General features: G+C 60.9%; 14 protein-coding genes, 1 tRNA gene and 1 pseudogene. 9 read left to right on the top strand and 7 right to left on the bottom strand.

The window, feature by feature from the left end; genetic code table 11:
- Position 1: 1 nt before the first annotated feature.
- Positions 2-1,738 carry a DUF5312 family protein gene (locus STHERM_RS05730; RefSeq protein ID WP_148223875.1) on the bottom strand — a complete coding sequence of 579 codons (1,737 nt, stop codon included), beginning with the start codon at positions 1,736-1,738 and terminating at the stop codon, positions 2-4.
- Positions 1,739-1,823: 85 nt separating this feature from the next.
- Here STHERM_RS05730 and fusA (STHERM_RS05735) point away from each other — a divergent pair, with 85 nt between their 5' ends.
- Positions 1,824-3,872: an elongation factor G gene (gene fusA, locus STHERM_RS05735; RefSeq protein WP_013313940.1), complete on the top strand. Its 2,049-nt coding sequence runs from the start codon at positions 1,824-1,826 to the stop codon at positions 3,870-3,872.
- Between the two features lie 42 nt (positions 3,873-3,914).
- Here the strand turns inward: fusA (STHERM_RS05735) and STHERM_RS05740 are convergent, their stop codons facing one another.
- Positions 3,915-5,843, bottom strand: a complete 1,929-nt coding sequence (locus STHERM_RS05740; RefSeq protein ID WP_013313942.1) for a methyl-accepting chemotaxis protein — start codon at positions 5,841-5,843, stop codon at positions 3,915-3,917.
- A gap of 149 nt (positions 5,844-5,992) precedes the next feature.
- On the opposite strand from STHERM_RS05740, the gene fusA (STHERM_RS05745) reads away from it, so the two are divergent.
- Positions 5,993-8,074, top strand: coding sequence for an elongation factor G (fusA, locus tag STHERM_RS05745; RefSeq protein ID WP_013313943.1), 2,082 nt, complete (start codon positions 5,993-5,995; stop codon positions 8,072-8,074).
- A gap of 99 nt (positions 8,075-8,173) precedes the next feature.
- Here the strand turns inward: fusA (STHERM_RS05745) and STHERM_RS05750 are convergent, their stop codons facing one another.
- From STHERM_RS05750 to mfd, 3 genes are all read right to left on the bottom strand, one after another.
- Complete coding sequence (locus STHERM_RS05750; RefSeq protein ID WP_013313944.1) at positions 8,174-9,535, bottom strand: citrate/2-methylcitrate synthase; 1,362 nt, start codon at positions 9,533-9,535, stop codon at positions 8,174-8,176.
- A gap of 89 nt (positions 9,536-9,624) precedes the next feature.
- On the bottom strand, positions 9,625-10,314 hold the full coding sequence (trmB, locus tag STHERM_RS05755) for a tRNA (guanosine(46)-N7)-methyltransferase TrmB (protein WP_041623318.1): 690 nt from the start codon (positions 10,312-10,314) through the stop codon (positions 9,625-9,627).
- 40 nt (positions 10,315-10,354) lie between these two features.
- The gene (gene mfd, locus STHERM_RS05760) at positions 10,355-13,738 is read right to left on the bottom strand and encodes a transcription-repair coupling factor (RefSeq protein WP_013313946.1); all 3,384 of its coding nucleotides are present in this window, start codon (positions 13,736-13,738) and stop codon (positions 10,355-10,357) included.
- A 38-nt stretch (positions 13,739-13,776) separates the two neighbouring features.
- Between mfd and STHERM_RS05765 the strand changes: the two genes are divergently transcribed.
- The 4 genes from STHERM_RS05765 to amrS all read left to right on the top strand — a co-directional run bounded on the left by STHERM_RS05765 (position 13,777) and on the right by amrS (position 16,729).
- Positions 13,777-14,721 (top strand): hypothetical protein, encoded by a 945-nt coding sequence (locus STHERM_RS05765; protein ID WP_013313947.1) that lies wholly within the window; start codon positions 13,777-13,779, stop codon positions 14,719-14,721.
- A 1-nt stretch (position 14,722) separates the two neighbouring features.
- Positions 14,723-15,436 carry a PilZ domain-containing protein gene (locus tag STHERM_RS05770; protein ID WP_013313948.1) on the top strand — a complete coding sequence of 238 codons (714 nt, stop codon included), beginning with the start codon at positions 14,723-14,725 and terminating at the stop codon, positions 15,434-15,436.
- A 109-nt stretch (positions 15,437-15,545) separates the two neighbouring features.
- On the top strand, positions 15,546-15,857 hold the full coding sequence (locus STHERM_RS05775; RefSeq protein ID WP_013313949.1) for a hypothetical protein: 312 nt from the start codon (positions 15,546-15,548) through the stop codon (positions 15,855-15,857).
- Positions 15,854-16,729: an AmmeMemoRadiSam system radical SAM enzyme gene (gene amrS, locus STHERM_RS05780; RefSeq protein ID WP_013313950.1), complete on the top strand. Its 876-nt coding sequence runs from the start codon at positions 15,854-15,856 to the stop codon at positions 16,727-16,729. The genes STHERM_RS05775 and amrS overlap by 4 nt, the downstream gene beginning before the upstream one ends.
- Before the next feature lie 2 nt (positions 16,730-16,731).
- Here amrS and STHERM_RS05785 read toward each other — a convergent pair whose 3' ends face one another.
- Entirely contained in the window at positions 16,732-17,577 is an 846-nt protein-coding gene (locus tag STHERM_RS05785; RefSeq protein WP_237223170.1) for a hypothetical protein, read from the bottom strand.
- Between the two features lie 125 nt (positions 17,578-17,702).
- Between STHERM_RS05785 and STHERM_RS05790 the strand changes: the two genes are divergently transcribed.
- Both STHERM_RS05790 and STHERM_RS05795 read left to right on the top strand, forming a co-directional pair.
- The gene (locus STHERM_RS05790) at positions 17,703-17,894 is read left to right on the top strand and encodes a ferredoxin (protein ID WP_013313952.1); all 192 of its coding nucleotides are present in this window, start codon (positions 17,703-17,705) and stop codon (positions 17,892-17,894) included.
- Between the two features lie 59 nt (positions 17,895-17,953).
- A tRNA-Asn gene (locus STHERM_RS05795) sits at positions 17,954-18,026 on the top strand.
- Positions 18,027-18,357: 331 nt separating this feature from the next.
- Here STHERM_RS05795 and STHERM_RS05800 read toward each other — a convergent pair.
- Positions 18,358-19,596, bottom strand: a pseudogene (locus STHERM_RS05800) (IS256 family transposase).
- Positions 19,597-19,741: 145 nt separating this feature from the next.
- Between STHERM_RS05800 and STHERM_RS05805 the strand changes: the two are divergent.
- A complete protein-coding gene (locus tag STHERM_RS05805; RefSeq protein ID WP_013313955.1) occupies positions 19,742-20,173 on the top strand; it encodes a pyrimidine dimer DNA glycosylase/endonuclease V in 432 nt (143 codons plus the stop codon).
- Positions 20,174-20,185 lie beyond the last annotated feature (12 nt).

A 20,185-nucleotide genomic window follows, 5' to 3' on the forward strand; every position in this document is an offset into this window, starting at 1 on the left:
CCTATCCCCTCTCCCGCGACTCGAGATCGAGCGACTCCCTGAGCAGCCCCGCCATGAGTGCGATGCCACGCTGCACCTCGGTGAGCGACTTCCTGAGGCGCCGGTGTTCCCTCACGTCGAGGTCCTCCAGGTTGGAAAGGGTGTCGAAGGGTTCTCCGCTCCTCCCCCACAGGATGCCGCCGAGCACCTTCCCCAGGAGATCGGCCGCCTCCTGGAGGGAAGAGAGCCAGCGTCCTATCCGCTTTTCCTCCTGTTCCATGACCACCTCGAGTCGACGCCGCTTGAGTGGCTTGATGATGGACTCCTGTTCCACCATGCGCCGCCTCCTGCCTATCTCCCCTTCGGGAGAGAAGCGCAGGGCCAGATCCGCCAACACCTCCCTCATGCCGGTGAGCACGGTGAAGGAATCCACGAGCTGGATCCGGTTCTCTTCCTTGTAGAAGGCCCCGTCGATCATGATCACGTTGAGCCAGGTGAGGTACTGCGGGAAGAACAGTTTTTCGGCGAATTCCACCGTGAAACGGAGTGAGAGGGCGAACTTCCCGGGGAAGAACTCGTCGTCGATGAAGTATCCATAGTAGGGAAGCGGAGAGAGATCCTCCACTCCGAGGAAGGAACACATCCTCTCTTCCAGGTCCTCCTTCTCCCTGCGGATGACGAACCGGTCGAAGGACTCCTGCAGCACCTGGTCCCAGTAGCGCCGGACACGGACGAGCCACTCCTCTCCCCCTGCGAAGGGCGAGGGAACGAAGACCGGGTTTCCCGACACGACGCGTGCCACGTCCAGGAGCGGCAGCCGGTGTACCTCCTCCGTGAGCTCCTGTATGACCCTGAGGAGCGAAGCCTCCACATCGGTTCCGGAAGAAGGAACCCCGTCCTCTTCCCGGAGGCCCTCCAGGTAGAGAGAGAGGAAATGGAAGAACCCCCTGGGAGGGGGCTCCACCTCAGCATAGAGGAGACTCGCCATCTCGAGAAGACGCCTCTTCAGATCGGGATTCTCCCATCCGGGTGAGGAGATCTTGCCCTTTCCCTCCCAGAACGAGAGGATCGTCGCATAGGGGAACTCGCACACTTGCTTGAGATATGAGAGGAGTCGGGCGGCTCCCTGCATCCTCTTCCGGGTCGTGGTGGGAATATAGGAGAAGATCCGTTCCATGCCCTCCGAGAGTCGCCTCTTTATCTCCTTCCGCCTCTCGGGAAATGCAAGTCCCGGCGCCTCACGTTCGACCCTTTCCTCCATACGATCCACGAGGAGAAGCTGTTGCAGTTCCGTGTCGACCTCGGGGCTCACGAAGGCGAAGAGGGCGGCGAGGAAGGCATCTTCGTGGTCCCTCGTCCAGAGGGGGCCGAGCTCTTCCCTGAGGATGCTCGTCTTCCGGGCGATCTCCCGGATCCTCTCGTAGAGCCTCACCCCCAGGCGTTTCTCCGGAAAGTGGAGGAGGAGGGGGTCCTTCCGCTGGATACGCCCCCGCACCTTCCTGAGAAGATACTGTTTGATGGAGAGCTCCCGTGAGATGCCCGTGAAGAGTTCCTTGAGGAAGACCAGGAACTTCTGGATGAGGGAGAGCCGGTCCCACACCTCCTCATAGTTCTGATCCTCCAGGTGGAGCTCCTCCTCCGTGGCACCCAGGGGAAGATCCTCGGGGTGCGTCTGCTCGTCGAGGAGCTTCTTTCTCAGGGCTTCACGTTCTTCGGCCGAGAGTTCTCTCACCAGGCGGGAGAAGACGCTCGCTTCCATAGGGACAGTATAACCGAGTATCGAAAGGAAATACAGGCCTTCTCTTTTCCCCCGGAATATGCTACGATCGGTCGCACGAGGAGCTATGGACAGGACGAGAATTCGCAACATAGGGATCATCGCACACATCGATGCCGGCAAGACGACCACGACCGAGCGGATCCTCTACTATACGGGGAAGACCCACCGTATCGGAGAGGTGGACGACGGCCAAGCGACCATGGACTGGATGGAGCAGGAACAGAACCGCGGTATCACCATCACGGCGGCCGCCACCACCTGTTTCTGGAAGGATCATCAGATAAACATCATCGACACCCCGGGCCATGTGGATTTCACCGTGGAGGTGGAACGCGCCCTCCGGGTGCTCGACGGCGCGGTGGTGATCTTCTGTGCCGTGGGGGGAGTGGAACCGCAGTCCGAGACGGTGTGGCACCAGGCCGACACCTACGGGGTGCCGAGGATCGCCTACGTGAACAAGATGGACCGCATGGGGGCGGATTTTTTCGCCGTGCTGGAGGAGATGGAGAAGAAACTCGGTGCGCATCCGGTCCCCCTCCAGATCCCCGTGGGGAAGGAACAGTCGTTCCGGGGGGTGATCGATCTCATAACGATGAGGATGATCGAATGGAACCAGGAGGTGCAGGGGGCGGAATACCACTACCTGCCGATCCCCGAGGACATGGAGGAGATGGCCGCCGCGTGGCGTGAACGCCTGCTCGATTCCCTTTCCACCTACTCTGACCGGATCACCGAGCTCTTCCTCGAGGGCAAAGAGATACCGGAGGACCTCATCCTGCGCACCATACGTTCGTGCACGCTCGCACGTCAGATCACACCGGTGTTCTGCGGGAGCTCTCTCAGGAACATGGGCGTGCAACCTCTTCTGGATGGGGTGATCTCGTACCTCCCCTCACCAGCCGACCTGCCGCCCATCAAGGCCTATCATGTGAAGAAGGAAAAGGAGGTGGAGATACCGCAGGAGGAGTCGAGTCAACCGCTCGGCCTGATCTTCAAGATCCATGCGGACAGGGATGCGGGGAACCTGTGCTTCGTCCGAATGTACGCCGGAAGCATCAAGACGGGCACCACGGTCTACAACGTGGCGAAGAAGAAACGCGAACGGATCACCCGCATCTTCCGGATGCATGCGAACCGTACCGAGCCGCTCGATACGTTGAGGGCCGGGGACATAGGTGTGGTCGTGGGGTTCAAACTCGCCCAGACAGGCGATACCGTCTCCTCCGAGGGACAGCCCGTGCTCCTCGAGCGCATGCACCTGCCCGAACCCGTCATCTCCATCTCGGTGGAGCCGAAGACGCTCTCGGACAGGAAGAAGCTCCTCGACACCCTCTCCGTCCTCACCACGGAGGACCCGTCCCTGGCCATGAAAGAGGACGAGGAGACCGGGGAGATCCTCCTCTCGGGAATGGGGGAACTCCACCTGGAGGTGGTGGTGACCAGGATAAAGGACGAGTTCGGCATGGACGTGAGGACGGGCAAGCCGAGGGTCACCTACCGCGAGACCATCACCAGGGAGGCCACGGTCACCGAGACCTTCGACAGGATCATCGGCGGGAAGGAACAGCGCGCCACCGTCACGATCGCGGTGCGGCCCAGAGAGCGGGGAACGGGCAACCGCTTCGTCTCTCAGGTGAGGGGGAACAGGATTCCGGAGGAGATCCTGGAGGCGATACGCCGCTCGGTGGAGGCCTCCTTCACAGGCGGCATCCTCCTTGGATACCCCCTCGTGGACGTCGAGGCTGAACTGCGCGAGGTGGAGTTCGATCCCGAGACCGGTACGGAGTTCGCCTTCGAGGCGGCCTCGAGCGGGGCCTTCGAGCGGGCCTGCAGGGAGGCGGCCCCCGTGCTACTCGAGCCCATCATGCGTATCGTGGTCATCACCCCCTCGGAGTTCCTCGGGGAGGTGGTCAACCAGCTCTCCGGCCGAGGAGGAGTCATACAGGGGATCGAGTCCCGCGGCACCGTGGAGGAGATACATGCGCAGGCTCCCCTCGAACGCATGTTCGGCTACAGCACCGCCTTGAGGAGCGTCACCCAGGGACGGGCGAGCTTCTCCATGGAATTCAGTCACTTCGCCCCCAAGGAGGAGCAGGCGAGACCGCGTTCGTAGATGCACGCGTTCCGAGGTGCGATCAGACCGGCTTCACACGTCCTATTCCGCCTGAACCGCCGATGCGTCCGGCTCCTCCTCGATCCTGAAGGTCTCCACCACCTTGTGGAGTTCCACCATCCGGTTGCGGCTCTCCTGGGCGAGGTCGCTTATGGTGTTCACCGCCTGGAGGATCTCCCTGGTGCCGCGTTCGATCTCTTCCACCCCCTTCCTCACCTCGAGGGAGATGTTTCGAGATCCCTCCGCAGCATCCCGGATCTGCCCTGCCCTCTGCATCATGTCCTCCGCTCCTTCCCGTACACGGGTGGTGATCTCGTTGATGGCGTGCGTGGCGGAGAGGATGGAGGAGCTCGCGCGTGAGAGCTCGGTCATGCTGGCGGCGATCTCGTCGAGGGCGGTGGCGAACTGGGAGACGTCACGGCGGATGTTCTCGAAGGCGTGGTGGCTCTCGTCGCTGGCGTGAAGGGCCTGCTGGATGCGGTCTGTGATGCGGGAGAGGGACTGGCTGATGCGGTCGGCGTGCTCGCCGGTGGACTCTGCGAGCTTGCGGATCTCCTCGGCGACGACGGCAAAGCCGCGGCCGGCCTCGCCGGCGTGGGCGCTCTCGATGGCGGCGTTCATGGAGAGGAGGTTGGTCTGCTCGGCGACGGTGTCGATGATCTCGATGATCTCCTGGATGTCGGAGATTTCGCGGTGGATGGAGGAGATGACCTCGTTGGTGGTGCTGACCTTTTCTCCGCCGTCGTGGATGACGGAGAGGAGGTCGGCGGTGCGGGCACGGCGGTCCTCTGCGAGGGAGGCGACGTGCTGGACGGAGGCGTTCATCTGTTCGATGGCGGCGGAGCTTTCGGCGATGTTGCGGGCCTGGGTCTGGATCTGGGAGACGACGGAGTGGATGCGGTCGACGATGGAGGAGATGGCGGAGGAGGTGGCGTCGAGGTTGGCATCGAGGCGGGTGACGAGGTCGCGGATGGACTCGATGGTGCGGGTGATTTGGTTGAGGGCGCTGGCGGACTGGGCGGCGCCGCCTGCGAGGACGTCCTTGAGCTCCTCGACGTTGCGGGAGGCCTCGCGGACCGAGAGGAGGAAGTCGCGCAGGGTGTCGAGCACCTCGTTGAGGTTCCTCGCGAGGCTGCCCAACTCATCCCTTCCTTCCACCTTCGCCACGACCATGAGATCACGGTCCTTCACCTGGTTCATCACCTGCTCGAGGTGAATGATCCTCCTCGCGAGCGTCGAACTGATCCGGACCACGAAGAGGGAGGAGAGGATGATCACCGCCAAGGTGAAGAGCACGAGGGCGATCTGGCTCCAGAGGGTGATCCGGGCCACCTCTGCATCGACCTTCTCTATGACCCCTTCCACCCGGGTGGCGAGGAAGTCCTTTATCACCCTTCGGGCGATCACCACCTGGTTCCAGGCCTGCTGGATGCGGGAGAGGGCGAGCCCCACTGTAGATGCGATACCCGCATCCTCATGATGGAGGGTCTCCTGTTGCTGATAGAGGAAACTCTGTATCTGGAGGATGCCGAAGAGCCTGTCCCTCGGGATCTCGCTGGTGTTGATGATGGCCTGAAGGTACTCGTAGGCCACCTCCATGCGGAGGGGGATGTCCTCCTTCTCCCAGGACTCATAGGCTGCGTCGAGTTCCTGCTGGAGCCCCTTCGGGAGGAGCCGCTTCCCGGGGTGCGACACGAGGGCCCCGAGCGCGCTGCCGAGGTGGTCGATGCTCTGCCTCCACTCCTCCACCACGGTGTCGAGGTACACCCCGCGTTCCTCGTGGTCGTAGGCGAGCACCTCGGCGGTGCTCTCCAGGAAACCATGGGCCGCGAAGAGCACGTCGTAGCCAGCCGACTGGAGGGCCCCAAGAGCGGTGACGAGATTGTTGCGGATGGTGATCCCTGCGAGAATGAGCCCTATCCCGGTGACCACCGTGACGAGGAGGAGGATCAATCTCGTTCTGATGCGCATCCTTTGTCTCCCGTATGATAATGCTCTCATTATACACGTAATCAATCAACTGCACAAGAAACGATCCAGAATATTTTTCTTGACAACTCTTTTTCCCCGCCCCTATAGTAGTAAGACCTAGATGTATCACCAGGGGAAAGGAGTGCGCCATGTCTGTGAGTACCGCCACCATCCGAAACCTCTCCGTAGTGGGACACGGGGGAACGGGGAAGACCACCCTCGTAGAGCACATCCTCTACGCCGCGGGGGTGATAGACAAGCCCGAGACCGTCGAGTCCGGCAGAACGGTGAGCGATTTCCTCCCCGAGGAGATAGAGAACCGTTTTTCGATAAAGACCGCACTCTCCGCCTTCACCTGGAAGGACATAAAGATCAACCTCTTCGATACCCCGGGAGCCGGCGACTTCATAGGTGAAGTGATCTCCGCCTTCCGGGCATCCGACTGCGCCCTCATGGTGGTGGACGCGAAGTCCGGCGTCCAGATAGAGACGATCAAGCTCTGGCGAAGGCTCGACATGCGCAACATGCCGCGGATGGTCTTCATCAACAAGATAGAGCTCGACAATGCGGGCTACAACAAGACCGTGGAGGACCTCAAAGAACGATTCCAGAAGACCTTCATCCCGGTGACCATCCCGCTCGGTGAGGGAACGGACTACAAGGGTGTGATCAACCTGCTCACCATGAAGGCACATGTCATGGATGACGGGCAGGAGAAGGAGGTCGACATACCGGAGGAATACCGGGAGGCGGCGGAACAGGCCCATCTCGAACTCATAGAAGCGGCGGCCGAAGGGGATGACGAGCTCACCGAGAAGTACTTCGAGGCCGGGACGCTCACCATCGAAGAGGCGAAACGCGGGCTCGCCGAAGGGCTCAAGGAGAACAAGTTCGTGCCCGTGCTCTGTGGATCTGCCCTCCTCCACTCCGGTATCAACGATCTGTTCCACGTCATAAACGAGATCGCCCCCTCTCCCGAGGCCCTCTCGGAACCGATCCTCCGGAACGGGGAGGAGGATCGCCTGCCCGTGGATCCGAATGCGCCCTTCTGCGGATACGTGTTCAAGACATTCTACGATCAGTTCTCGGGAAAGCTCTCCTTCATAAAGGTCGTACAGGGGAGTCTCACACCCGGCACCGAGGTCCTCAACCTCTCCGAACAGAAGAAAGAACGGATCTCCAAGGTGTTCACCGCGATCGGGAAGAAACTCGTCGAGACCTCGGGGGCAGTGGCAGGGGATATCGCCGTGGTGACAAAGGCCGACTCCCTCAGAACGAACGACACCCTCGCCGCGCAGGAGGTCGATTTCCGGTTCAAGCCACTCGCCCTCCCTCAACCGATCTTCTCGCTCGCGATCGGGACGGACTCCAAGAAGGAGCAGGACAAGCTGGGCGAACTCCTCCACAGGGAGGCCGAGGAAGACCTCACCTTCACCCTCACCTACAACCCCGAGACGAAGGAGACCGTGATCTCAGGAATGGGCGAGCTCCACATCAACATGATCCTCAACAAGATCAGGGAGAAGTTCAAGATCAACGTGCACACCAAGACCCCGGAAGTGGCCTATCGCGAAACCATCACGAAACCGGCCTCCGCGGAGTATACCCACAAGAAACAGACCGGGGGGCACGGACAGTACGCCCGTGTGGTCATGGAGATCAAACCCCTTCCCAGGGGAGAGATCTTCGCCTTCCACAACGCCATCCACGGCGGCGCCATCTCCAAGAACTACATCCCCGGCGTGGAGAAGGGCGTGCGAGAGGGGATGGAAGCGGGCATCCTCGCCGGGTATCCGGTGGTGGACTTGGAAGCCACCGTGGTGGACGGCAAGGAGCACCCGGTCGATTCCTCGGAGCTGGCGTTCAAGATCGCGGCCCGGGAGGCGCTCAAGGACGCCCTCACGAGGGCGGGCTGCGTGCTCCTCGAACCCATCATGAAGCTCACGGTCTTCATCGAGGAACAGTATCTGGGCGACATCCTCTCCGACTTGAGCGGACGACGGGGGAAGGTCTTGGGACAGAAGCCCATAGGAGGAGGGATCGTCGAGGTCGACGCCCTGGTTCCGCAGGCGGAGCTCCTCCGCTACGCCATCGACCTCAAGTCGATGACCTCCGGAACGGGGTCCTTCGAAATCGAGTTCAGCCACTACGAGCCGATATCGGGTAGAATCGCCGAGGAGGTGATAAAGAGAGCACAGTCGCGCCAGGAGGAGGTAAAGGCAGGTCAATAGGAGTGAAAGAGAAAAAGGAGGCCTCGCAAGGAGGGATGGGAGGGAGGTTCAACCTCCCTCCCCTTTTCGTGCCCCGGGCCGGGCCACGCACATGACCGCTCAACCCCGCCGGTCGAGAGGGACGTACTCGCGTTTCCCTATCACATTCTTGTAGGCGGGACGGATGATCCTCCCTCCGCTTATGAGCTCCTCCACGAGGTGGGCCGACCACCCGGCGATCCGGGCGATGGCGAATATGGGGGTGTAGAGTTCGGTGGGGATCCCCAGCATCTTGTAGACGAAGCCGGAATAGAAGTCCACATTGGGTGCTATCACCTTGTTCGACTTCTTTATCTCGGCGAACAGCTCCGGGGTGAGCCGGGCGATGAGTTCATAGAGACCGAACTCTTCCTCGAACCCCTTCTCCTTCGCGAGTGTCTCTGCCTTCTCTCTGAGGAGCACCGCCCTGGGGTCCGAAATCGTGTAGACGGCGTGTCCCATGCCGTAGACGAGACCGCTCCGGTCGAAGGCTTCCTTGTTGAGGATCTTGACGAGGTAGTCCCTCACCTCCTGCTCGTCGCTCCAGTCCTTCACGTGGGCCTTGATGTCCTCCATCATGGCCATCACCTTGATGTTGGCTCCGCCGTGCTTGGCCCCTTTGAGAGAGCCGATGGCCGCCGCGACCGCGGAATACACGTCGGTGGCCGCCGAGGTGACCACGTGTATCGTGAACGTGGAGTTGTTGCCTCCGCCGTGCTCCGCATGGAGGACGAGGGCGAGGTCGAGGATCTCCGCCTCGCTCCTGGTGTACTCCTTGTCGGGGCGTATCAGGTACAGGAAGTTCTCGGCGGTGGAGAGATCGGGCTGAGGAGGATGTATGTAGAGGCTCTCTCCGTGGTAGTAGTGGCGCTTGGCCTGATAGCCGTACGCCACCAGTACGGGGAATCGGGAGATGAGCTCTATGCTCTGTCTGAGGACATTCACTATGGACAGATCCTCAGGATTGGGATCGAAGGAATAGAGGGTGAGCACCGATCGTGCGAGTTTGTTCATGATGTCGGAACTCGGGTTCTTGAGGATCGTGCTCTCGGTGAAATCCCCGGGGAGATCGCGGTTCTCTCCCAGCACGGCCTGAAACTCCTCGAGCTCGCTCTTCGTAGGAAGGTACCCGAAGAGGAGGAGGAAGGCGGTCTCCTCGAAGCCGAAACGACCGTCGGCCTGGAAACCCGCCACGAGATCCTCCACCGAGATGCCCCGGTACAGGAGCCTTCCAGGGACGGGAACCGCCTCTCCCTCGTCGATCACATAACCGTGTACCTCACCTATCTCCGTAAGCCCCACGAGGACACCGCTTCCGTCCTCGTTGCGCAGGCCGCGTTTCACGTTGTAGCGTGAGTAGAGGGCGGGGTCTATGGTGTTGTTCTTTCGTGCGATCGGGGTGATCTTCTCGAGAAAGGCCTTCTCTCTGGCTGTGAGTTCCATCTGTTCCCCCTTGCATATTTTTGCAGTATACTAGCAAAAATCGGGGAAAAATTCAATATTCTTGCAAAAAAAACGTAAGAATATGCAGTTCACCCCGGAGAGGAGGTCCGTTTGAACAGGAAGACCTCCCAGATGGGGTGGTGCTCCCTCGCCCCCTTCCGCTCGTACTTGGTCACGGGCCGCCACACCTGCCTCGGAGCGAACCCCCCGTACTCGTTCACGAACGCCGGATGGGAGGAGCATACCTGGAGGATCTGGGAGGCATAGTCCTCCCAGTCGGTGGTGATGTAGAGGTAGGCGCCCTCCTTCATGAAGGGATGAAGGATGTCGAGGAACGGGGACTGGATCATCCTCCGCTTGTGGTGCTTCCGCTTAGGCCAGGGGTCGGGGAAAAAGATGTGTACCCCGTCGAAGGAGTCCGGGAGGAGGAGCTGTTCGAAGACGAGGAACACGTCCGCCTGCACCACCCTCAGGTTGTCGAGTCCCTTCGTATGGATTTCCCTCAGCACCTTCCCCACTCCGGGGGAATGGATCTCCACCCCCAGGAAGCCCGTCCCGGGAAACCGCTCCGCGAGTGCCACGGTGGCGTCCCCCATGCCGAAACCGATCTCGAGCACGTAGCGATCGAACGGGCGGGGGAAGAGCGACGCCACCGGCCGCCTCCCACCTGTGAGATCCACGGCGTAGAGTGGTTTCAGTGCATCGAGGGCACGCCGTTGTCCTTTCGTGATCCGCCCCTGACGCGGGGCATACGTCCTCACACCCCATCCCGATGTCATGTGCGCAATGGTAGGGGAAAATGAGTCCTCTTGCAAGACTTTAGAGCAGCCTTCCCAGTTGCTGGACGAGGTATTCGGCCTTCTCTTTGAGCCCCACCGAATCGCCGGTGAGGCGGAGGACGTGCGGCCTGTGGGCATCGAGGCGTATCCTCCCCTTGCCTTCCCGTATGAGCCTGAGCACCTTGTCCGGGGAAAGGAGGGAGACCTTGCCGAACTCCACCTCCACCTCTCCCTTTCGTTCCCTGATGGCGCGGATGGCCAGTTTCTTCGCCAGGATCTGGAGCTCGGCGATCCCGAGAAGGCTCGCCACTTCGGGAGGCAACGGACCGTATCTGTCCTCGAGCTCCTCCTGGACGGCCGCCAGATCCTCCTCCGTGCGCACCGAGACGATCTTCTTGTACACCACCATCTTTTCCTGGGGTTCCTGTATGTAGGAATCGGGAATGAAGCCGGTGTACTCGAGCTCGAGGTAGACCTCTTCCTCGGGCCGCTCCTCCTTCTGTTCGAGTTCGCGTATGGCCTCGTCGAGCAGTCGGAGATACATGTCGAAGCCCACGGAGTGGATATCACCGCTCTGTTCCCGTCCCAGGAGGTTCCCCGCGCCCCTCACCTCCAGATCCTTGAGTGCCACCTTGAACCCGGCGCCGAGTTCGGTGTGGTCGGCGATCACCTGCAGGCGCTTGGCGGCGAGTTCGGAAATCTCACGTTGGGCAGGATAGAAGAGATAGGCATAGGCCGTGCGGTCGGAGCGGCCCACCCTCCCCCTCAGCTGGTAGAGCTGCGCGATGCCGTACATGTCGGCCCGGTCGATGATGATGGTGTTCGCGTTGGGAATGTTGATGCCGTTCTCTATGATGGTGGTGGAGACGAGCACGTGAAACCCGCCGTGGATGAACCGGTGCATGATCTCCTCGAGCTGGTGAGAACTCATCTTGCCGTGGGCGACCTCCACCATCACCTCGGGGACGAGGCGCTCGATGAACGTCTTCACCTGGGGAAGGGTTTCCACCCGGTTGTGGAGATAGAAGACCTGGCCTCCGCGCTCCACCTCGCGGCGGATGGCCCGGGCGATGATCTCCTCAGAGAACTCGAGGATGTGCGTCTCTATGGGGCGGCGTTCCCTGGGCGGTGTCTCGAGGAGCGAGATGTCCCGGATCTTGAGGAGCGACATGTGGAGGGTGCGCGGTATCGGGGTTGCGGTGAGGGTGAGACAGTCCACCGAGGCCTTGAGCTCCTTGAGGCGCTCCTTGTCCTTCACGCCGAAACGCTGCTCCTCGTCGATGACGAGGAGTCCGAGATCCTTGAACACCACATCCTTCTGGAGGATACGATGGGTTCCTATGAGTATGTCGACCTTTCCCTCCCGGAGGTCTTTCAGGATCTCCCTCTGTTCCGGGACCGGGACGAACCTCGAGAGCATGGCCGCTCGTACGGGAAAGCCTTCGAGGCGTTCCTGGAAGGTCTCGTAGTGCTGCTCCACCAGGATGGTGGTGGGGGCCAGTATGGCCACCTGTTTTCCGGCCGTCACCGCCTTGAAGGCGGCCCTGAGGGCGATCTCGGTCTTGCCGAAGCCCACGTCCCCGCACACGAGGCGATCCATGGGCCGGGGAGACTCCATGTCGCGCTTCACCTCTTCGATACAGCGCAGCTGGTCTTCGGTCTCCTCGAAGGGGAACCGGGCCTCGAACTCCATCTGCCACTCGGTATCGGGAGGAAAGGCGAATCCGTGGGCGAGCTTCCGGCGCGAGTAGATGGCGAGGAGACGCTTCGCGAGGTCCTCCACCGACTTCTTGACCCGTTCCTTGCGCTTCTGCCAGCTCGAGGACCCCAGTTTGTCGAGACGGGGTGCTGCGTCGGAACTCCCTATGTAACGCTGGACGAGGTTCACCTGTTCGATGGGAACGAACACGTACTCCTCGCCGGCATACTCGAGGTGGAGATAGTCCCGCTCGTTCTCCCCCACCTTCATCCGTTTTATCCCCAGGAAGCGGCCTATGCCGTGGTGAACGTGCACCACGTAGTCGCCGGGGGAGAGCTCCACGAAACTGTCTATGGGCGCGCTCTTCACCCGCTTGACCGAGGCGGGGGTGCGTCTCCTGCGGCCGAAGATCTCGTTCTCGTGGAAGACGGCGCGTTTCGCCTCCGGGAGGACGAAACCGGTGGAGAGACCGGTGAGCTCCACCTTCACGTCCGGGAACTCACGCAGGAGGAAGGCGAGGCGTTCCCGCTGTGGCTCGGAATCCGTGAGGATGTACACACGGTAGCCGAGGGAGAGGAGCCGGGAGAGTTCCTCCTTGAGGAAATTCACGTTTCCGAAGAAGACTCTGGGCCCTTCGCAGGAGAAGTGCACCATGGAGTCTTCCCCTTCGAGAAGGAAGATCTCGATCCTGTCGCGACGGGTCTCGAGGTGCGAGAACGGAAGGAGGACATCCTCCGGCGTGGGTACCGGCCTCAGATGTCTCACCTGTCCATGTACGGTGGAGAGCTCGGTCCTGTAGGCCTCGTCGGCGTGGATGAGCCGCTCCTTGCCCATGAGGAGCAGGAGGGGGGTGCCGGGCACGTAGTCCAGGAGTGAGGAGGAAGTCTCGTAGGCGAGCGGCCAGTAGAGCTCCTCCCCTTGCATCCGCCCCCGCGCTGCAAGCTCCCCGACGAGGCCGTCCACGTCGAGCCTGGGGGCGCGGGCTTTGAGGGCCTCCCTCACGCGGGAGAGCCCCTCCTCCTCCCACAGATATTCCCTCAAGGGCGGGACCACGATCCGGTCCTTCTCCTCCAGGGTGCGTTGACTCGAGGGGTCGAAGAGCCGGATGCGCTCGATCCGGTCGAAGTCCACCACCAGTCGGAAGGCCCCCTCCTCGCCCGGGGCGAAGACGTCCACCACCTCTCCTCGCACCGCACACTCCCCTCTCAGGGACACCCGCGGCACCCGGAAATACCCCATCTCCACGAGACGCCCGGTCAGAGCCGCAGGATCCACCTGCTGCCCCCTCCTCAGGACGAGGAGCCGCTCCCTGAACCGATCCGCGGGCGGCAGGCGCCAGAGAAAGGCCCGCAACGAGGTACACACCACCCCGAGCTCACCCGCCAGGAGCCGGGCGAGGACCTCGGCGCGCCTTCCGAACACCGGCGCGTGCTCCGCGAGCCCTTCCCCGTAGGGCGTGACCCCCCACTCGGGGAAACACTCCGCCTCCACCCCCAGGGCACGGAGACTCTCCACCGCATCCTCGGCCTCCTTCTCGGTGGGGAAGACCACACAGAGGGGGCGTCCCAGTCCGGAAAGCCGCGCGAGGAAGAAGGACGAGAATCCACCCTGCACCCCTCGAACACCTATGGGCAGCTCTCCCCGGTTGTACCGGGAGAGCAAGTCCTTCCACGCCCTGGACGAGGAGAGGACGGAAAATATATCCTGAAAAAATAAGGAATCCATCACTTCATCCGATGATAATAACAGTCAGGAAGGTACACATGAAGAGATTGCACACGATCGTGCCCGCCCTGTTCCTCGCATGCCTTGCACTCCCGGCTCAGGACGTGAGCGGGCTCGAGTTCTCCATCCGCCTCTACAACCAGCGCATCTACTATCCCGATTCCCCCATACAGATAAAGATCACCCTCACCAACGCCGGCGCGCGGGACATCTCGTTCAAGATCGCGGATCAAAGGATTCATTCCTTCGGATTCGATATGAGGACCATCTCAAACACTCGGGTCCCGGAGTCTGAGTTTTTTATCACACACCGGATCCAAAATCAACCGGTGTTCTACCGTACCATCACCTTGCTCCCGGGTGAGGAGTACGCCATCGTGGAAGACCTGAAGGACTACTGCGCCGTCACCGAACCGGGGGTCTACGTCATCCAGGGGCTCTTCTACCCCGACCTCTACACGGCATCGTCCACCCCCATCCTCTCCAACCGGCTCATCCTCACCGTCCACCCCCCCATGGATACCCTCAAAGAGGCCGGGGTACGGGTGGAAACGCAGACCGGAGAGGTCCTCAAGGCCCAGCCCCTGCCTCCCGACGAAGTCGTGCGCACCGTGATAGAGGCGCGACAGAAAGGACAGTGGGAGAGGTTCTTCCTGTTCATCGACCTCGAGGCCCTCTACACCCGCGACCGGACACGCCGGCAACGCTACCTCAACGCCGCGGAAGAAGACCGCATCCGGCTGCTCGAGGAGTTCAAGAGAGGACTCACCCAGCAGGTGGTCGATCAGGACATCGTGCTCATCCCCCAGGAGTTCGAGATCGTGAAGACCGAGTACACCTCCAGGGAGGGGTCGGTACGGGTCATCGAGAAGTTCAAGTATCCCACCTACACGGAGGTCAAGGAGTACACCTACTCCCTCCAAAAACGCGACGGAATCTGGTATATTGTCGACTATACCGTGCAGAACCTGAGGACCGAATAGCATGAAGGTGCTCCTCGTCACCGACAGAGAGGATCTGCCCCGTCTCGTGGAAGGGGCCTTTCCCCCGCACATGCTGGAGGTGGTGCACTACTGGCATCCGGTGAAAGCCATGGACAACCTCGAGGAGGTGGATCCCGACCTCGTGATCTTCAACGCCGAGGACTTCCCCAGACACTGGAAGACCTTCACGAGCTTCCTCAAGGCCACCCTTCCCGCTCCCGTCCCCGTGGTCCTCCTGGTGGGAGACTCGTTTTCCGAAGAAGAGAGCGCAAAGGCCACGACCCTCGGCGTCCGTGCCCTCCTGAGCAGCAACCTCGAGGAGAGAGAGGAACGCCTGCGGCTCAGGCAGATCATCACCCGGTACGGCGAGTTCAGGGAGCAGAGGCGGCACGGCAGGTATGTCCCCACTCCCGGCGAACCCGTGCGGTTCATCTTCACCCATCCGGGAAGGAACCGCCTCGTCTTCGGCTCGGTCGAAGACATCTCCGAACAGGGTATGCGCTTCAAACCGGAGGCCCCCCATCTGGTCTCCGATCTCAAACAGGGACAGCTCCTCAGCACATGCTCGCTCAGGATAGGAGACCGCATCCATACCCTCTCGTGTACCGTGGCATCCCGCGACGACTCCCTACACCTCGTCTTCACCGAGGCCACCGAGGACTTCTTCCTCGACGTGAAGCGGTACATAGAGACCCACACCGCCTCCCGGCTCTGAGATTTCCTTGACATCTTCCGTGATCTTTCATTACTCTGATGGTAGACCCGTCGGGAACGACTACGCCGTCCCGCTGCCGCGGGCGGATGGGACGAGGGAGAGCGGGGATATGGCGCAGAAATACCTCGAGGCCCAACCACTCCACGCCTTGCAGCTTCGACACCGATATACCGACTACGCCCTGGAAGGGGTGCCCTTCTCGGGAACCCTCAAGAAGCATCCCTATGATCCGCACAAGGTGCTTCTGTGGGAACCCCCCTTCAAGGAGGAGGCGGGGTTCTACGAGTTCATCATCGACGACATCCTCCATGTCGAACTCGAGGCCACCCTCGGAACCGAAGAGGGCCTCGCGGTTCAAGTGGTCACCGTATGGGTGAGAAAGGGGACCCGGGCCGTGAAGATACAGCCCTTCGTGGTATGACCATGGACGACGCGCTTCCGGAGGCACGGTACTACACCCCCTTCGAGGATTCGGCTGTACGGTGTGAGCTCTGCCCCCATCGGTGTATCATACGTGAGGGGAAGACCGGGGTCTGCACCGTGCGCCTCAACCGCGATGGCAGGCTCATCCTTCCCTATTACGGCAAGATATCCTCCATCGCACTCGACCCCATAGAAAAAAAACCGCTCTACCACTTCCACCCCGGCTCGGTGATCCTGAGCATCGGGTTCTTCGGTTGCTCGTTCAAGTGTCCCTTCTGTCAGAACTTCGAGATCTCCCAGGAGTATCGGACATACCTCCGCACCGCGCTCGAGATACCCACCGAGAGGCTCATCCATCAGGCCAAGGCCTACCACTCGATCGGTATCGCCTACACCTACTCGGAACCGCTCATCCACTTCGAGTACGTAATGGAGGTGGCCGTCGAGGCGCGGAGACACGGGCTCAAGAACGTGCTCGTGACCAACGGGTACATCAACCCCGAACCGTCCGACGAGCTCCTCGAAGTGGTGGATGCGGCCAACGTGGACCTCAAGAGCTTCAACGACGAGTTCTATCGCAAGGAGATCAAAGGGAGCCTCGAGCCGGTCCTCGCCTTCATCGAAAAGGCTGCGAAAAAGATCCACGTGGAGGTGACCACCCTCCTCATCCCGGGGAAGAACGACAGCGAGGAGGAAGTGCGGAGCATCGCCCGCCGGCTCGCCGGCATACGCAAGGACATCCCCCTCCACCTCTCCGCCTATTTCCCTCGCTACAAGTACACCATCCCCCCCACACCCCGAGCGACCGTATATCGGGCAGTGGAGATCGCAAAAGAGTACCTCGACTACGTGCACGCAGGGAATGTGTAGACCTATTCACTCCGGACCAGCGGGAGTCCCTTTCTGGATGGAATTCTAAGTTCACGCCTCCCTTCCCTGTGCTGTATCCACACCCGCCATCCAGGAGTGATCACCTGCGCGTAGAATTTCCCCTCCTCTGGCCAGCCAAGACTCGCATCCGGCCACCATGCTTCCATCATTTCCACCACCCACCCTTCTCCCCACCTCTCCCTTGCCCACCCCTCTACCCATCGGGCCCTTCTTGCAGCCCCAGCCCACGTCTCCACCACCTCGTGCGCCTCCTCGAGCCATCCTGGAAGCCCCGGCGCCCACCACCGGCCCTCTTCGCCCGCCTGTACCACGCGCACCTGCACCCCATCCGCCACAGCATTGCCCCACACCCCTCCCTTCACCTTTTTCCACACTCCCTCAAGCACATCCCTCGCCTCAACCGCCGTCTCTATCCTCACCCACCCTGCCCCTCCACTCACCACATATCCTTCACCATTCGCTCCTAGCACCACCATATCCCTGAATCCTACTACGCCCCCCACATGCCAGATCGCCCATGTCACCACCTCAGGCCATGTCGCTTCCCATCTCACTACATTCACCACCACCCCTTCAGGTGTGGCGTACACCACCACTCGATACCGCCCCCACTCCCCCATCCCAGACATCCCGACCCCCGGTACCACCCCATCTGGACTCACAAGGGCCCCTCTGAGCCCCTGAAACCCCATCCACACCCCCTCACACAACACCTCTCTCCCTACCAACTCCTCAGCCCTTTCGAGAACCTGCCCTACTGTCAGAACCTCCTCTCCAAAAAGACTCGATACATACACCAGTATCAGCCACACGTATCGCACTTTCATACTAAACCCCTTACGAGTGTAACCCTCGTTACAGATTATTTCCAGTAATAACAAGTCAAGACTTCTCATTTTGTTACATTGTGTGAGTATAATACGGCTAGGAGACCAATACTGAGGAGTGTGCCATGGCGAAGAGAGTGGTCATCGACCGCGATGAGTGCATAGGGTGCGGCAGCTGCGCCGACGCGTGTCCCGATGTCTTCGAGATGGACGACGAGGGCAAGGCCCGCGTGATCCTCCCGGAAGGAGGAGATGAAACCTGCATAGAGGAGGCCATCTCCATCTGTCCTGTGGAATGCATCCACTGGGAGGAGTGATCAAAAATACTTGACAAAGCCCCGGCGGTCGGGATATAGTCACGGCACCTACCGGACATTCCGGCGTAGCTCAGTCGGTAGAGCGGGTGGCTGTTAACCACTAGGTCGCAGGTTCGAGTCCTGCCGCCGGAGCGAGAGCCCACCGTATGAGGTGGGTTTTTTCATGCCCGCGCGGCACGATTTTCCCATTTCCTCTATAGCCTCTTTAATTGCAGGGAACTGCTTCACACTCCTCCTGTGGTGGGCCACAAGGGAGAGCCCCCCACTCACCCCTCCCCTCCCGTCCGGCCCCAGAGAAACCACCACTACCACTAAAGAACCGATTCACCTTGATCCCCATGACACTCTCCAGTAGAATAAGATCCGTATATTCTCAAACGGACAGGTGGGCATGAACAAAAAGGAGGACCTGTTGGACGATCTTCTCCGGAAGATCGTCCACGCCTAGCATCTCTAGGCACTGTCAAGGAGGAGTGTTGAAATTGAGCTGGAGCTGATAAGGGGTGCGTCTCCCACACTGCGAGTGTATCTGCATGCCCACCACGTAGAGGCCTACCGCCTCATCCGCATGGGCACGGCTCATATACCCAGGATACCGTCGAAGAAATGTCCTCATGTGCCGAAAGAGGTTCTCCACAAGGGCGTTCGTCCTCACCTTCTCCTTCCACTCATAGGGCAGCTCCAGATAGGAGAACAGTCGGTCCTTCCGCCACAGGAGTGCGGCACTCATCCGCGGCGCACGGGCTCCCCACTCCTTCCAGAACCCTTCAAGGGCCTTCTCCGCCTCCTCCTTCTCTCGTGCCGCCAAAAGCTTCCGGTAGGCATCCCGAAATGCCCGCCGCATCTCCTGTACGTGCCTCTTCTCCTTACCTCTCAGTTCATTGAGGAGCGTCCGCTCAAGGGTCCGCTCAAGGTGCCAGAGGCATACCTGCTTCTTCGCCTCAGGATACACCGTCTCCACGGCCTGCCAGATCCCCTCAGCCTCATCGGCCACCACCAGCTCCACCTCATGAAGCCCCCGCTCATAGAGCCTGGTAAGCAGTCGCTCGTAGCTCGCTCGGTCCTCCCGCTCCGCAACGACCCAGTCGAGTAGCTCATGAGACCCGTCCTCCTTCACCCCCACGGCACTCAAGACCACCAGCCCCCTCCTCCCTTTTCCCCTCAGCTTTCCCCACACCCCATCCAGCACGAGCGCCTTCACCCCTGTAAGCGGCCGCCTCCGCCACCGCTCCTTCTCCTCACGAAGACGTCTGATGAGCCGCAGGAGTGTCTGCGGGTGGGCCTCGCCTATCCCTCACTCCCGTAACAGGATGGCATATCTCCGCGCGCTCATCCCTCCCACATACCCAAGGAGGAGCTGCTCGGTGAGGGCCACGAGCCTCTGCTCATAGGCGACCAACTTCACCTCCTTCCCCCCGCCGGTGCGGATCCGGGGCACGCGTACCTCCTCGATCGGCCCCCATGGGGTCTGCACACTCTTCCACTTCCTGTAGCCGTACCGGTAGTACGGTGGCTTCTCAGCCTCCCCTCGTGCATATCGCGGTCGCCCTACTGCCTCCTCTCTCAGTGCCTCAAGGAGGTGCTCCAGGTACGTCTTGTAGGTGTGGCGCACTTCCTCCCGGAGTTGGGCCTCTACTTGCTTCATGAGGCCAGAGAGGGTATACTGTGTCTCAGTCAGTGCGCGTGTCTTGCCGCGCTTCATGGGGTATCTCCTCCTTGAAATAAAGGATTAGTGTGGTGGGAGATACCCCTTATCTTTTTTCCCCGCGTTTTTCAACACTCGATGTTACAGGCCCGTGCTTTCGCCACGGCCTTGACGAGGAGGTGATCATGCTGAAAAATGGCCGATGAGGCTGTGGTCTCTGCATCCGAAGTACCTTGACTCCAAGGGGTTGGTGGCAGTGTGGCGGGAGGGGTTGCTCGCCAAGGCAGTGCTGGAAGGAAAGACACGAGGGTATCGATCGCATCCTCAGCTCAGGCGGTTTAGGGCGCAGGAAGACCCGGTTGCTGCCATCGATGCGTACCTGCACGCCGTGCTCGAGGAGGCACGGCGCCGCGGGTATCACTTCGACGAGACTAAACTCTCCCCTCACGCTCCTGTGAAGCCTATCGAAGTCTCTGTTGGGCAGCTACGGTATGAGTGGAGGCACCTCCTCTTCAAGCTGAAGAGAAGGGATCCGGCACGCTTTCAACGGCTGTGCACGCTGGAAGATCCCGATCCGCATCCGCTGATGAGGGTCGTTCCCGGCGATATCGAGGCCTGGGAGGTAGTGCACTAAGTCTGCAGGGCA

The sequence above is a fragment of the Spirochaeta thermophila DSM 6192 genome, from assembly GCF_000147075.1.
Lineage (GTDB): Bacteria > Spirochaetota > Spirochaetia > Winmispirales > Winmispiraceae > Winmispira > Winmispira thermophila_A.